Here is a 14,574-nt window from a genome sequence, read left to right as displayed (position 1 = left end):
TTTTGCTGACAGACTGCACGCTTCATAGCGTGGCGTTGGCCAAAAGGGGATCGTAATGGCCATTATCGGTGGCCGCGGGAGGGGACGAAGGATGGGCAACGGAGGGTTTTATCGCGGACAAAAAAAACGCCAGACCGATTCGGACTGGCGTTTTTTCATGATCATTCTCAAGCTGCCGACTGAGTTGCAACTGAATGAACATCAGGAATATGGCAGGGGCGGCTGGATTCGAACCAACGCATGGCAGGATCAAAACCTGCTGCCTTACCGCTTGGCGACGCCCCTGTATCTGCGACTTAAAGCCCCGTGAGGCCCTGTGCGAGAGTGGGCGGAAATTTATCAACTTTCGTTGCACCTGTGAAGCCCAAACAGAAAATATTTGTTTGAAAACAGCCAGTTATTATTAAACAAGGATAAACGCAACACCTTCGGCGGCGTTTTTTGCCGTTCCACACCGAATGACCCGACGCGTACGTTGCGCTCGCCCGCGGGCAGGCGCAGATTGATACGGCTGTGCTGAATGCCCCCTGGGTCGTCATCAAAGCGTCGATTCCCCCTGCAGATGACTGAACCCGGGCGCACCTGTTCATTTATCAATAGGACCCGATCATGATCCTCAAGCGCGTAGGCTCGCAGCCCTCGATAAAAGCCCCTGAAGCCTGCTTCACCGGCAGCGTGCGCATGGACCCGCTCAACGCCCCACCGCCACCCGCCCGGGTTTCCGTGGTCAGCGTCACCTTTGAACCCGGCGCCCGCAGCGCCTGGCATACCCATCCGCTGGGGCAAACGCTGATTGTCACCGCAGGCTGCGGCTGGACCCAGTGTGAAGGCGAACCGATCGTGGAAATCCGTGCCGGCGATGTCATCTGGTGCCCGCCTGACCACAAACACTGGCACGGTGCCAGCGCCACCACCTCGATGACCCACATCGGCGTCCAGGAAGCGCTGGACGGTGTGAGTGTGGTCTGGATGGAAAAAGTCACGGACGAGGAATACAACGTCGGTCCGCCCGTGGCGTGATGTATCACAGTGTATCCGGATGACATCGCGATACATCCGCTTGCATCTGGCCTGCGCACCGGACACAGGCCAGATACATCGCCGCGTTCCAATGCAGGCAAGGTTTGAAGGGGATCATCCAGAACTCCTGACCAACGGCTTGCAAGGGAGACATCCACATGACGATGGCACTGCAGAACCACGAAACCGGGAAAACCCGCCGTCACCTGTTCGGCGCGTCGATCCTCGCCCTCAGCCTGTTCGGCGCGCTCGGCACGGCCCACGCGCAATCGACCGCCGCCGCTCAGCCAGCCGCGACCGAGGCCAGCGCTACCTACGCGGCGCCCTCGCCGTTCGGCCCGCTCAAGCACGTCAACGCCGGGCTGTTGAACGTCGCGTACGCTGAAACGGGCCCGGCCGACGGACCGGTGGTGATTCTCCTGCACGGCTGGCCGTACGACATCCACAGCTACGACGCGGTCGCCCCTTTGCTGGCCGCCAAGGGCTATCGCGTGTTGATGCCCTATGCGCGGGGTTATGGCGATACGCATTTCCTGTCCGATAAAACCCTGCGCAATGGTCAACCGGCTGCGCTGGCCAGCGACGTCATCGACTTCATGGATGCATTGAAGATCAAGCAAGCCGTGCTCGGTGGCTACGATTGGGGTGCGCGCTCGGCTGACATTGTCTCGGCGCTGTGGCCGGAACGGGTCAAGGCGTTGGTGTCTGTCAGTGGCTATCTGATCGGTAACCAGGCGGCCGGCAAGAACCCGCTACCGCCCAAGGCTGAATTGCAGTGGTGGTACCAGTTTTACTTCGCCACCGACCGCGGTCGTGCCGGTTACGAGAAAAACACCCACGATTTCGCCAAGTTGATCTGGCAAACGGCGTCGCCGAAATGGGCGTTCGATGACGCCACGTTCGACCGCAGCGCCAAGGCGCTGGAAAACCCCGACCACGTCGACATCACCGTGTTCAACTACCGCTGGCGCCTGGGCCTGGTTCAGGGTGAATCCCGCTACGAAGCCCTGGAGCAGAAGCTGGCCACCGCGCCGTCCATTGGCGTGCCGACCATCACCCTGGAAGGCGATGCCAACGGCGCGCCGCACCCGGCCCCCGAGGATTACGCCAAGCGCTTTACCGGCAAGTACGAGTTCCGTCTGATCAACGGCGGCATCGGCCACAACCTGCCCCAGGAAGATCCACAGGCGTTCGCCAAGGCAGTGATTGATGCCGATCATCTTTGATGAACGAGCCGGTATAGGCGAGGTTGTGTAACGTGCAGGAGCCAGCTTGCTGGCGATGGACTCAGGTGCGCCGCGTTTATCCGGGCGGCGTTCCGACAAGCCAGCGCCTGCAACCCCGTCAGCGTGTGCGCAGGCGAATCAGACTGGCGGCATCCACAGAAACGGCCACCACGTCATAACCGGCCAAGGTCGGGTGCTGGATGTCGATCGGTTGTTCATGGGTGGCCGTGATGATCAGCAAATCCGCCCCTGCCGCTTCGGCGGCGAGAATCCCCACCGTGGCATCTTCGAACACCAGGCACTCGGTGATCTCGACCCCCAACCGCCGGGCCGCCAAGCGATAACCCGCCGGATCTGGTTTGCCCGCGCTGACGTCCTCGGCCGTGACCATCACCTGTGGCTCGGGGATCCCGGCTGCGGCCATTCGGCGCAAGGCCAGCGCCCTCGGCGCGGACGTGACAATGGCCCATTGCTGCGCCGGCAAAGACTGGAGAAACAACGCCGCGCCGACCACCTCTTCCACCCCGTCGACATCCTCGAGTTCCGCCTGGGTGATCCACGCCGCTTCGGCTTCGGCATCGACACCGGGTAACGCCAGGCGCTTGATCGTGTCGATGGCACGGGCACCGTGGATGGTGGGCAGGAAGGTCTCGACATCGACGCCGTGACGCTCGGCCCAGGTCGCCCAGACGCGCTCGGCGGCCGCGATGGAAGTCAGTACGGTGCCGTCCATATCGAACAGAAAGGCGCGGTACGGGTTATGGAAAACAGAGGATTGAGCGGACAAGGCGGTCCTTCCTGTCTAAAGGATCTGGCGGGTGTGACGGCCAATGTACAGGATCAATGCAACGGAGGATTACCCTGCAATGCGTTTTGTACACAGTCCAGCAACTGTCCCAGCGCCCAGGGTTTCTTGATGAACGAAACCGCGTGCCGCACGCCCGAGCTTTCGGGGGTTTCATAGCCGGACATGATCATGATCGGTTTGCCCGGCCAGCGATCGCCGAACAGGTTGGCCAGGTCCGCGCCATTGAGCTTGCCTGGCATGGTGATATCCGTCAGCAGCATCCGCACATTCTGCGCATGCTGTTCCAGGTACCGGGATGCAGCGTCCGCACTGGTCTGCGGCTGCACCACAAAGCCTTCGTCCTGCAGGACTTCACAGAGAAACTCCAGAATCAGCGGGTCATCCTCGACCACCAGGATCAACCCGCCAGGAAGGTGTTCGCCCGCTGTCGGTACTCGACTCATGACCGTGCCGCTCCCTGATTGTCTCAATGAATGTGCGGGCTCAATTCCGCTGCCTACAGGTAGGAGCAGCGGAAACGGCGGAAATTCATTTTTGATACAGGTAAACGCTAAAGTCAGGCGTCCTGCAGGATCAGATCAGCGCCCTTCTCCGCCACCATCAGCACGGCGGCATGGGTGTTGCCGGAGGTTACGTTGGGGAAAATCGACGCATCGACGATCCGCAGGCCATCGAGGCCATGCACCTTCAGGCGCTTGTCCACCACCGACGTCTGAGTGTCCGCCCCCATGGCGCAGGAACCGCACAGGTGATAAATCGAGCCGCTGTTGTCGCGGAAGTACTGCAGCATCTGCTCGTCGGTTTCAACCGCCGGGCCTGGCAACACTTCTTCGACCGTGATGCCCTTGAGGGCTGGTGCCTGCATGATCTTGCGCATCAGCCGACTGCCCTGGATCACCTCGTCGATGTCCTTTTGCGTGCTCAGGTAGTTGGGGTCGATCAACGCCGCATCCCGAGGGTTTTTCGAGGCAATCTCGATATGCCCGCGACTGGTTGGCCGGCACGGATTGAAGCACAACAGGAAGCCGGAATACGGCTCGGGCTTGAGGCTGGCCTTGTTGTTTTTCGGGATCTGGTACGACAGCGGGTTGAAGTACAACTGCAGGTTGGGATTGGCCTGCTGCTCATCGCCACGGAAGAAACCGCCGGCCTGATTGACGCTCATCGCCAGGGCGCCCTTGCGGGTGAACAGGTATTGCAGGCCGAGCTTGAACTGGCCGAACAGCGAACTGAGCTCATCGTTGAGCGTCGGGATATTGGCCTTGTAGTAATAGCTGGCGCACAGGTGGTCTTGCAGGTTCTGCCCGACCGCCGGCAGATGCTTGACCAAGGGGATGTTGTGCCTGGCCAGCAGCGCCTGATCGGCCACACCGGACAATTGCAGAATCTTCGGTGTGTCCACGGCGCCGGCGCAGAGGATCACTTCCTTGTTGGCGATAAAGGTCCGGGTCACGCCGTGCTGGGTGACGGAAACTCCCGTCGCACGGCCGTTCTCGAACAACACCCGATCGACCAGGGCGTAATGCTCGATGGTCAGGTTCGGCCGGCTCAATGCCGGATGCAGATGCGCAAAGCTGCTGGAGCAACGCTGGCCGTCGCGGGTGTTGACGTCATAGATCCCCGCGCCTTCGAACTTCGGCCCGTTGAAATCGTCGCTGTGCGGGTAACCCAGCTCCTTGCAGCCCTCGAGGAACACGTCGCAGATCGGGTGGGTCTGGCCCTTCATCGGGGTGATGCTGATCGGGCCGCTGCCGCCGTGGTACTCGCTGTCGCCCAGCGGATGATTTTCCAGTTTGCGGAAGTACGGCAGCACGTCCTTGAAGCCCCAGCCGTCGTTACCGTTGGCCGCCCAATCGTCGAAATCGTGGGCCTGGCCGCGCACGTAGATCATCGCGTTGATCGAGCCCGAACCACCCTGCACCTTGCCGCGCGGGGCGTAGATTTCGCGGTTACCCAACTGTTTTTGCGGCTTGCTGTAGTACATCCAGTTGAAGGTCGGGTTGTAATACATTTTGGCGAAGCCGACCGGGATCTTGAACCACAGGGAACTGTCCTTTCCGCCCGCTTCCAGCAGCAGTACCGTGTGTTTCCCGGAGGCCGAGAGGCGATTGGCCAACACGCAGCCTGCGGCGCCAGCGCCAGCGATGATGTAGTCGTATGTCATGCACGGTTACCGCGTAAGTCGTTATTCAAAAAAACGGTTCTTTGTTGGAGCGCGCTTGCTCGCGATGGGGGTCAACGATAACGCGGCGCATCTGACGCCCCGCGGCGTTCTCGGATCCATCGCGAGCAAGCTCGCTCCTACAGAAGGTCCCCGTCAGCCCTTGGCCGGCGATGTGTCCTTGACGTCAGCCGGGGTCGGCGCCATCTGCAGGTGCAAGCGCTCGCCGGTGTACGGCGAATGCTTGCGCACCACATCCATGTTCAGCTCCACGCCAAGGCCCGGCTCGGTGGACGGGATGATGTAGCCGTCCTCCCACTGCAACGGTTTGGTCAGGACTTCGGCATGGAAGCCGCCCCAGGTCATGATGCTTTCCTGGATCAGGAAGTTCGGCGTGCAGGTCGCCAGCTGGAAACTCGCGGCGGCGCCAATCGGCCCGTTGTAGAGATGCGGGGCGATCTGTGCGTAATAGGCCTCGGCCATGCTGGCGATCTTCTTCGCTTCCAGCAGACCGCCGCAGCGAGCGACGTTCATCTGCAGGATCGACGCACCGCCCGCCTGCAGCAGCTTGAAGAATTCGTACTTGGTGGTCAGGCGCTCACCGGTGGCAATCGGGATGCTGGTCTTGGCCGCGACTTGCGCCATGGCCTCTTCCTGGCCCGGTGGCACGGGTTCTTCGAACCACAGCGGGTCGTACTTCTCCAGGCGCTTGGCCAGGCGGATCGCCGAGGACGGCACCATTTGCCCGTGGGTGCCGAACAGCAGGTCGCACTTGTCACCCACCGCTTCGCGGATCTTGCGGCAGAAGGTTTCGCAGCGCTCCAGCACTTCCAGGGAAATCTGATGCCCGGAGTACGCGGTGTACGGCCCGGCCGGATCGAATTTCAAGGCGGTGAAGCCTTTGTTCATGTTCTCGATGGCGCACTCGGCGGCCAGGTCCGGGTCGTCGTAGTCGTACTCGCCCTGGCTGTTGACCGGGTACAGATAGGTGTAGGACCGCAGGCGTTCGTGAACCTTGCCGCCGAGCAACTCGTACACCGGCTTGTTCGCCGCTTTGCCGATGATGTCCCAGCAGGCCATCTCCAGGCCGCTGACCACGCCCATCATGGTCAGGTCCGGACGCTGGGTGAAACCGCTGGAGTACGCCTGGCGGAAGAAGCGCTCGATGTGGTGCGGGTCCTGGTTGAGCAGGTAGCGTTCGAACACGTCTTCGATGATGGGCAGCATGGCCTTGGGGCCGAAGGTCGCGGCGTAGATTTCACCCACGCCTTCGATGCCGCAGTCGGTCTTGATCTTGACGAACAGCCAGTACATGCCGCCAACGTGCGGTGGTGGTACGGCAACAATGTGGGTTTCAAGGGCGACGATTTTCATCTCAGGCACCTGTTTTCAAAGATTGACGATGGATACGTGCACGCAGGGTCAGGGCCGCCAGGGTCCCGAGCAGGCCGACGAACGCGATGTAGCCGAAATACAGCTTGTAACCAAAGGCACCGGGGAAATGTTCGGTGAGGTAGCCATTGATCAACGGAATGAAGGCATCCGGCAGGTAACCCACCACCGAGACAATGCCGATGGCCAGGCCGGTGATGCGCAGCGGAATGTTGCAGGTGTCGAGGATCGCCCAGTACAGGCCGCGAATGGCGTAGGTCATCAGGCCGATGAAGATCACCGTGCCGATCAGCAGGCCCATGCTGTTGAGCGCCGGGAACACGATCAGGCCGACCATCGCCAGCGTGGCCAGCAACAGCGCCACGACCAGCACCGAAATGTTCGAGAACTTGTCACCCAGCCAGCCCCCGCCGATGCCGCCGATGGGACGCATCCACAGCTTGATGGTGGTGATGGTGCCGGCCATGACCGCGGTCATGCCGCCGCCCTGCAGGTAGTCGGAGAAGCTGTAGGTGGCCCAGAAGATGTGGTAACCGCAGAACACGATGGCGGTGACCAGCCACAGCTCGGGGATTTTCACCAGCGTGGCCAGGTCGCTGAGCAGGTTGAACTTGCCCTTCTCCACCGCCGCGGTGTCCTCCATCGACTTCGGGTCCTTGATCAGCACCAGCACACAGCCGATGGCGATACAGGTGAAGGCATAGAGGTAGACCACGTGCTTGAAGCCTTCGGCTGCCGACTCGCCACGGGTTTCGGTGGCAAAGGCGAACAAGCCCAGGGCAACGGTTGCCAGCAAGGCTTCCACCAGGCCGCGACCGCCGTCGAGGATGCCGAAGAAACGGCCCTGCTCGGAGTGATGGGCAATCATCTTCACCCGCTTGAGCACCGAGGCCCAGAAGGTCAGGCCGGTGGTCAGCCCCCAGCAACCGAAGATGATCATCAGGCCGGTCATCGATGGCGCCGTGGAGTACCACAGGCCCAAGGCTCCGGTGGCGACCAGCGAGAAGAAAATCAGGAAGCGCGGCGCAACACGGTCGGCCAGCCAGCCACTGGGCAAGTAGCTGAGCAGGAAGATCGTGCCGAGCATCGAGTACAGGTAACCCAGCTCGCTGTGGTTGATGTGGAACACGTCGAGCATGGTGGTCTGGTAGACCTGGCGCAGGTACAGGATCGGGTAGATCGCACCGGCGGCCAGTACCAGCAGCATCAGTTGGACATAGCGACTTCCCTTGTCACTGTGGCTTTTTGAACCCGCGTTCGAACCCTGAACAGCGGCAGCAGTAGGTGCATGCTTGGACATCGAGTAAACCTCGGGCGCCCGGTGGGTCCGGGCGTCCCTGTTAATTGTTTTTATAGAGACAGCGTGAGGCGTGTTACGGGTGAATCAGTACTTCATCACCACCAGACGGGTCTGGGTGAATTCGAGCATGCCGTGCTTGCCGTCATCACCGCCCAGGCCGGAACGTTTCCAGCCGGCATGGAAGCCCTGGTACGGATCGGCCGGGGTGCGATTGATGTACAGCTCGCCCGCCTCAATGGCGTTGGCGACTTTCATGGTGGTGCGGTAGTTCTCGGTATAAAGCACCGAGGCCAGGCCAAACTGGTGGTCGTTGGCCATGGCCAGGGCTTCGTCGATGTCGCGGTACTTGAGCACCGGCAGCACCGGACCGAAGATTTCTTCCTGGATGATTTCCATGTCCTGGCGGCAGTGGCTGAGCAGGGTCGGCGGGTAGAAATGGCCCTTGCCTTCAGGCAATACGCCACCGGTTTCCAGCACCGCACCGTCGGCGATGGCGCGCTGGACCATGGCATGAATGTTCTGTTGCGAGCTGGCGTTGACCAGTGGCCCCATGAAGCCTGGCTCCTTGGCCCGGTCGCCGAATGCCACGGCACTGATTTTTGCCTTGAGCAAGGCGAGGAATTGGTCGTGGACGCTTTCCTGCACGTAGACCCGCTCTACCGCCGTGCACAACTGGCCGCAGTGGGTGGTCTTGGAGGCGACGATCGCCGTGGCGGCCGCTTCGAGGTCGGCGTCGGCTTCGATGATGGCCGGGGTCTTGCCGCCCAGTTCCAGGGACGGCTTGGCGATATTGGCCTTGCAGTAGTCGAGCACGATGCGACCGGCGTTGACGCTGCCGGTCAAGGTGATCAGCCCCACGGCCTTATGGGTACAAACCACGGCGGCGGTGGCGTGATCCATGGTCAGGATGTTGACCACGCCCGCAGGCATTCCGGATTGCTGCACCGCCCTGGCGATTTCGAAGGCCGAGATCGGTGTGTTGTTGCTCGGGCGCACGACCACGGTGTTGCCGGCAATCAGCGCCGGGGCGATTTTGCGCAGCAGGGTATAGACCGGGTAGTTGAACGGAATCAGGCACGCGACCACGCCAATCGGTTCGCGGTGCAGGAACAGGTTTTCGTCGGGGGTGTCGCTGGGAATGATCTCGCCTTCGATGCGGCGCGCCCATTCGGCGTGATAGCGGGTGATCTGTGCCGCGTAGCGCGCTTCGTTGCTGGCGTCGGCCAGGCTCTTGCCGGACTCGGCGGCCAGGGCTTCGCCGATGCTTTCGGCGCGGGTTTCAAGAGCGTCGGCAAAGGAGCGCAGGTGTTCGGCGCGTTCGATGCTGGTCAGTTGGCCCCAGCTTTTCTGCGCGGCGGCCGCCGCTTCGACGGCCAATGTGGCTTCATCGGCGGTGGCAGCCGAGACCTGACCGACCTGTTCTTCGGTCGCCGGGTCGTAGACCGCAATCAGCGAAGCGCTGGCCGGCTCAATGAATTGACCATTAATAAAGTTTCGCTCGAGTCGCATGTGAATCGCCCATCGTTGTTTTTATCCAGTTCGAGCAGTTTTGGCATACGGCTCGTGTTGAACAAACGATTTATTGAGCGGTGTAACATTCTAAAAATGCAGGTTACTCCACAAACGATGGAGATCCCTTGTGGGAGCGAGCCTGCTCGCTCCCACAAGGGATTGGTGGTGTTTCAAATGGCGGCGGTTGAGGGCTCCAACTGCCGCTGCGCCAACCAGATTTCCTCCTGCAACCACTGGCTGAACGCCTGCAATTGCGGCATCTGCGTCTGCTCCGGCCGGGTCACCAGCCAATAGGACTGGTGCCCGTCGACATGCACGTTGAGCACCTGGGTCAACTGACCGGCCGCCAGTTCCGAAGCCACCATGTGCCAGTCGGCAATGGTGATGCCCAGGCCATCGACGGCCGCGCGGATCGCCAGGTCCAGCAAATCGAATTCATAACCGCCCTGGGTGTCGACGCCGGTGATGCGGGCGGCGTCCAGCCAGTGCTTCCAGGTCAGGTAGCGCTGGTCTTCCCGGGCCAGCACGTGCAGCAGCGTCAAGCGGTTGAGGTCGATGCCCTGCTCGGTCCACTCCCGCGCATACAGCGATGGCGTGCAGACCGCGATGTGGCGTTCCTGGAACAGCAGCGAACTGTCCAGGCCATCCCACTCGCCATCGCCAAAACGGATCGCGCAATCCAGGGTGCTGGTTTCCGCCAGGCTGTCCTGCAACCGCGTGGTGATGCTCAATTCCAGGTCCGGGTGCTGCTCGCGCAGCCTGCCCAGGCGCGGCATCAGCCAGCGATGGGTGAAGGTCGGCGGCGCATTGATGTGCAGGCGATTGGCATGGGTTTTCTGCTGGATGCTGCGCACCGTCAACTCGATCTTGTCGAAGGACTGATGCAACGCCCGCAGCAGAATCCGCCCGGCGCTGGTCAATTCGAGGTGATGGTGACGACGCTCCAGCAGGTGCTCGCCCAACTGTTCTTCGAGCTGACGCACCTGCCGGCTGACCGCGCTCTGGGTGACATTGAGCAACTCGGCGGCCCGGGTGAAGCTGCCCGTGCTACCGGCCACTTCGAAGGCTTTGAGGGCATTCAGGCCGGGCATTTTGCGTTTCATGAAAAAGGCACTCGTGGAAGGCTGACCAGGGGCAAAGCATCCCATGCCTTGGAGAAAATTTCCCGAGCAACATGCGTTTTTGTGTTGTGTCGGACAATTTCCACATCCCGCAGATGGCTTGTCTGTGGAAGCGAGCCTGCTCGCGAAAGCGGAGTATCTGACACATAAAAGTCGATTGGCACAGCGCAATCGCGAGCAAACTCACTCCCACAGGGGCTGTCTTTCACCCGTCTATTTCAGGCGCTGACCTAGCGTTGCGCCAGTAACATGCGTTTATCGAACGTTTGCTCGCTGAATTAATCGTTTGTCGATCTTTTCCCCGGTGACAAAACTGATGGCATCTCTAATAAAAACAACATGAGAACTGCCCCAATGCCTTACCTCACCTGCTCCCTCCTCCCCCTTGTTCCGCCGGCTTCACGCCCGCCTCGCCTGCGCCTGCCCGGTGCCCGGCGCTGACTCTTTCGCTGACTTGATCCCCCGAGTTCCAGACTGCCTGCCCTCGCTGCGGCCAGTCGAAAAACGCACTTTGCTACGTATCGGAGAGGCTTTATGAACGAGCTCAAGACACTGGACGGCGCCGCGCCGCACCCAGCCGTGGAAGACCTGTGCTCACAGGTAACGAATGGCCAGATCAACCGTCGACAATTCCTGCGTACCGCCGTCCTGTTGGGCGTCACCGTCGCCAGCGCCAGCACCTTCGTCGGTTCGGCATTACTGAGCGACCCGGCGTTCGCCGCCGAGCAACAGCCGCCGCGCCAAGGTGGCAGCCTGCGCTTTGCCTGCGCCATCCAGGAAATCCAAGACCCGATGCTGATCACCTGGATCGAAGCCTCGAACCTGCTGCGCAACTCCCTGGAGTTCCTGACCTGGGTCGACGCCGACAACATCACCCATCCGTACCTGGCCGAGAGCTGGAGCCCGTCCGAAGACCTCAAGGTCTGGACCTTCAACCTGCGCCAGGGCGTCAAGTGGAGCAACGGCGACGAGTTCACCAGCGACGATGTCGAACACAACATCCATCGCTGGATCGCCGCCGACTCCAAGTCGGTCAACCGCACGGCCTTCCAGGACATCGATTCCTTCGAGAAAACCGGTCCGTACCAGTTCCGCCTGGTGCTCAAGCGTCCGATCCTGGCCATCCCGGAAATGCTCAGCGCCTTCACCTGTACCCTCGTGCACCGCAGCTTCAAGGCCGGTGACGACTGGACGAAAAACCCGATCGGCACCGGCCCGTTCAAACTGGTGTCGTTTGCCGTCAACAAACAGGCGACCTTCGCCAAACGGGCAGACTACTGGCGCAAACCGGCCAACCTCGACGAGCTGCGTTACGTCGACATGGGCACCGACATTTCGACCCATCTGGCGGCCTTGCAGGCCGGTCAGGTCGATGTGCTCTATCGGGTCACAGTGGCCGAGCTGGACCTGGCCAAGCGCTTGCCGGGCGCGCAGTTGCTCAGCTGCAAGTCGGCGCAAACCGTGGTCATGCGCATGGCTTGCGACCAGAAGCCGTTCACCGATGTGCGTATCCGCAAAGCCGTGGCGCTGTGCGCCGACAACGCGCAGATGCTGAAAATCGCCTATCGCGGCATGGGCACCCTTGGCGAAAACCACCATGTCGCGCCGTCACACCCGGAATACGCGCCGCTGCCCAAACGCGAACGGGACGTGGCCGGGGCGAAAAAGCTGCTGGCCGACGCCGGTTACCCCAATGGCATCGACATCGACCTGATCGTCGGCAACACCCAGGGCCGCTACGAGCAGGACTGCGCGCAGATCCTGCAACAGAACTGCCTGGAGGCCGGAATCCGCATCAACCTCAAAGTGATTCCGGCCACCCAGTACTGGCCGATCTGGGACAAGGCGGCGTTCAGCCTGACCTATTGGGCACACCGTCCGCTGGGCGTGATGTCCCTGGAACTGGCCTACCGCAGCGGCGCCGCCTGGAACGAAAGCCATTACAGCGACCCGGCGTTCGACGCCGCGCTGGACAAGGCCATGGGCATCATCGATCCGAAGCAGCGCGCCCTCGCCATGCAGGACGTCGAACGCATCCTCCAGGAGGCCAGCGTGATGGTGCAGCCGTTCTGGGCCGACAAGTTCACCGCCACCAGCAAGAAGGTCCAGGGGTTCAAGGTTCACCCTTCGGACTTCTACCCAATGGATGAAGTCTGGTTGAGCGCCTGACGCGCAGCCCCCTACGCGCTCGCCCACCCCAGGGTGCGGCGGGCCGGCATCCCTTGATTAGCTGGAGCCTGCAAGCATGGCTGAATTTCTGTTACGCAAATTACTGGCGTTGATCGCGACCCTTTTGTCGGTGTCGCTGATCGTGTTCGTCGCCCTAGAGTTGAACATCGAGGACGTGGCGATCAACGTCCTCGGCCCCTACTCCGCCGCCGACCAACGCGCCGCGTGGCTGGTGGAACATGGCTACAACCAGCCCTTCCTGTGGCGCTACCTGGTTTGGCTGAAGGATTTTGTCAGTGGCGACTGGGGCACGTCCGTGCACTTTCGCGAGCCGGTGATCAACCTGCTGCTGCCGAACCTGGGGCAGACCCTGACCCTCGCCGGACTGGCGCTGCTGGTGATGGTGCCGGTGGCCTTGACCCTGGGTATTCTGGCCGGCATCCGCCAGGGCTCTTTCGTTGATCGCCTGGTGTCGTTCCTGTCGATCGTCACCACCTCGATTCCGGACTTCGCCAGTGCGGTGTTCGTCTCGGCGATTTTCGTGTTCTGGCTCAATTGGCTGCCGGGCGTGAGCAGCATGAGCGACGGTTTCAACGCCGCCGAACTGGCCCTGCCGCTGATGGTGCTGTGCCTGTTCGGCATCGGTTACCTGGCCCGCATCACCCGCGCGTCGATGGTCGAAGTGATGCAGGCGCCGTACATCCGCACCGCTCGCCTCAAAGGCGCCTCGACCTCGCGCATCGTATTGCGCCACGCCCTGCGCAATGTACTCATCGCGCCAATCACGGTGATCATGCTGTACATCCCGTGGCTGCTGTCGAACGTGATCGTGGTCGAGGTGTTCTTCGCCTACAAGGGCTTCGGTTCGTTGCTGTACACCGCCTCGCTGAACCACGACGTCTACCTGATCGAAGCCTGCGCGATGATCAGTGGCGCGGTGGTCGGCGCGACCAAAATCTTTTCCGACCTGGCCTACACCTGGCTCAACCCGCGCATCACCTTGCGCAGTCTTGGCGGAGGTGGCCAATGAGCTTCCTGCAATCGTTCAAACATCCCCTGGCCCTGCTTGGTTTGCTGCTGGTCGGTGGCTGGGTGCTGATCGCGGCGTTTGCCCCGTGGCTGGCCCCCCATGACCCGCTGGAAAGCTTCAGCCCGTTGCTGACCCCAATGACCGCCTACGGCTCGGGTCAAAGCTTCCTGCTGGGCACCGACCTGATTGGCCGGGACATTCTTTCGCGACTGATCTGGGGGACGCGCACCGTACTGTTCTGGTCGATCCTGGCGACGCTGACGGCCTTCGCCGTGGGCATCGCCATGGGCCTGTGCGCCGGCTACTTCAATGGCAAGGTCGACGGGTTCCTGTCCTACGTCGCCGACACCGTGCTGTCGTTCCCGGTTTTGGTGCTGTACATCGTGATCATCATCGCCCTCGGTGCTTCGGCACTGAACATCCTGATCGCGGTGACCTTCACCAGCGCCCCGGCGATCTTCCGCATCATGCGCGCCCTGACCATCGATATCCGTTCCCGGGACTACGTACTCAGTGCGATCACCCAGGGCGAGGGTTCGCTGCGCATCATGCTGGTGGAAATCCTGCCCAACTGCGGCGGCCCACTGATCGTCGATTTCTGCCTGCGCATCGGCTACACCGCGATCATGATCGGCGCCCTCGGCTTCCTCGGCCTCGGCCTGCCACCGCCCACCCCGGACTGGGGCGGCATGATCAACGAAGGTCGCAGCATGGCCATCGCGTTCCCGCACCTGGTGATCTTCCCGTGCATTGCCATCTCCACCCTGATGCTGGGCCTGAGCCTGCTGGCGGACGGTCTGGACGAACACGCCCAGAAAGGCACAAGGAGCTGAGC

At 61.6% G+C, this 14,574-nt stretch carries 12 protein-coding genes and 1 tRNA gene; 5 read left to right on the top strand and 8 right to left on the bottom strand.

Annotated elements, in window-relative coordinates; all coding sequences use genetic code 11:
- Positions 1 to 210: 210 nt before the first annotated feature.
- A tRNA-Gln gene (locus F7R06_RS16555) sits at positions 211 to 285 on the bottom strand.
- A 324-nt stretch (positions 286 to 609) separates the two neighbouring features.
- On the opposite strand from F7R06_RS16555, the gene F7R06_RS16550 reads away from it, so the two are divergent.
- On the top strand, positions 610 to 1,020 hold the full coding sequence (locus F7R06_RS16550) for a (R)-mandelonitrile lyase (RefSeq protein WP_090323332.1): 411 nt from the start codon (positions 610 to 612) through the stop codon (positions 1,018 to 1,020).
- Between the two features lie 158 nt (positions 1,021 to 1,178).
- Positions 1,179 to 2,246 (top strand): alpha/beta fold hydrolase, encoded by a 1,068-nt coding sequence (locus tag F7R06_RS16545; protein WP_090323334.1) that lies wholly within the window; start codon positions 1,179 to 1,181, stop codon positions 2,244 to 2,246.
- A 118-nt stretch (positions 2,247 to 2,364) separates the two neighbouring features.
- Here F7R06_RS16545 and F7R06_RS16540 read toward each other — a convergent pair whose 3' ends face one another.
- From F7R06_RS16540 to F7R06_RS16510, 7 genes are all read right to left on the bottom strand, one after another.
- A complete protein-coding gene (locus F7R06_RS16540; protein ID WP_090323335.1) occupies positions 2,365 to 3,033 on the bottom strand; it encodes an HAD-IA family hydrolase in 669 nt (222 codons plus the stop codon).
- A gap of 53 nt (positions 3,034 to 3,086) precedes the next feature.
- Positions 3,087 to 3,497 (bottom strand): response regulator, encoded by a 411-nt coding sequence (locus F7R06_RS16535; RefSeq protein ID WP_090323336.1) that lies wholly within the window; start codon positions 3,495 to 3,497, stop codon positions 3,087 to 3,089.
- Between the two features lie 113 nt (positions 3,498 to 3,610).
- Positions 3,611 to 5,218 carry a GMC family oxidoreductase gene (locus tag F7R06_RS16530; protein ID WP_090323338.1) on the bottom strand — a complete coding sequence of 536 codons (1,608 nt, stop codon included), beginning with the start codon at positions 5,216 to 5,218 and terminating at the stop codon, positions 3,611 to 3,613.
- A 153-nt stretch (positions 5,219 to 5,371) separates the two neighbouring features.
- Positions 5,372 to 6,589, bottom strand: a complete 1,218-nt coding sequence (locus F7R06_RS16525; protein ID WP_090323339.1) for a mandelate racemase/muconate lactonizing enzyme family protein — start codon at positions 6,587 to 6,589, stop codon at positions 5,372 to 5,374.
- Between the two features lies 1 nt (position 6,590).
- Positions 6,591 to 7,907: an MFS transporter gene (locus F7R06_RS16520; RefSeq protein WP_090323340.1), complete on the bottom strand. Its 1,317-nt coding sequence runs from the start codon at positions 7,905 to 7,907 to the stop codon at positions 6,591 to 6,593.
- A gap of 84 nt (positions 7,908 to 7,991) precedes the next feature.
- A complete protein-coding gene (gene aldA, locus F7R06_RS16515; protein ID WP_090323342.1) occupies positions 7,992 to 9,416 on the bottom strand; it encodes an aldehyde dehydrogenase in 1,425 nt (474 codons plus the stop codon).
- A 173-nt stretch (positions 9,417 to 9,589) separates the two neighbouring features.
- Positions 9,590 to 10,522 (bottom strand): LysR substrate-binding domain-containing protein, encoded by a 933-nt coding sequence (locus tag F7R06_RS16510; RefSeq protein WP_090323344.1) that lies wholly within the window; start codon positions 10,520 to 10,522, stop codon positions 9,590 to 9,592.
- A gap of 552 nt (positions 10,523 to 11,074) precedes the next feature.
- On the opposite strand from F7R06_RS16510, the gene F7R06_RS16505 reads away from it, so the two are divergent.
- From F7R06_RS16505 to F7R06_RS16495, 3 genes are all read left to right on the top strand, one after another.
- Positions 11,075 to 12,709: an ABC transporter substrate-binding protein gene (locus tag F7R06_RS16505; protein ID WP_090323346.1), complete on the top strand. Its 1,635-nt coding sequence runs from the start codon at positions 11,075 to 11,077 to the stop codon at positions 12,707 to 12,709.
- A 76-nt stretch (positions 12,710 to 12,785) separates the two neighbouring features.
- Positions 12,786 to 13,739 carry an ABC transporter permease gene (locus F7R06_RS16500; protein WP_090323348.1) on the top strand — a complete coding sequence of 318 codons (954 nt, stop codon included), beginning with the start codon at positions 12,786 to 12,788 and terminating at the stop codon, positions 13,737 to 13,739.
- Positions 13,736 to 14,572: an ABC transporter permease gene (locus F7R06_RS16495; protein WP_090323349.1), complete on the top strand. Its 837-nt coding sequence runs from the start codon at positions 13,736 to 13,738 to the stop codon at positions 14,570 to 14,572. The genes F7R06_RS16500 and F7R06_RS16495 overlap by 4 nt, the downstream gene beginning before the upstream one ends.
- Positions 14,573 to 14,574 lie beyond the last annotated feature (2 nt).

It is taken from the genome of Pseudomonas moorei (assembly GCF_008801475.1).
In the GTDB taxonomy this organism is placed as follows: domain Bacteria; phylum Pseudomonadota; class Gammaproteobacteria; order Pseudomonadales; family Pseudomonadaceae; genus Aquipseudomonas; species Aquipseudomonas moorei.
This window is presented reverse-complemented; position numbering and strand designations above follow the sequence as displayed.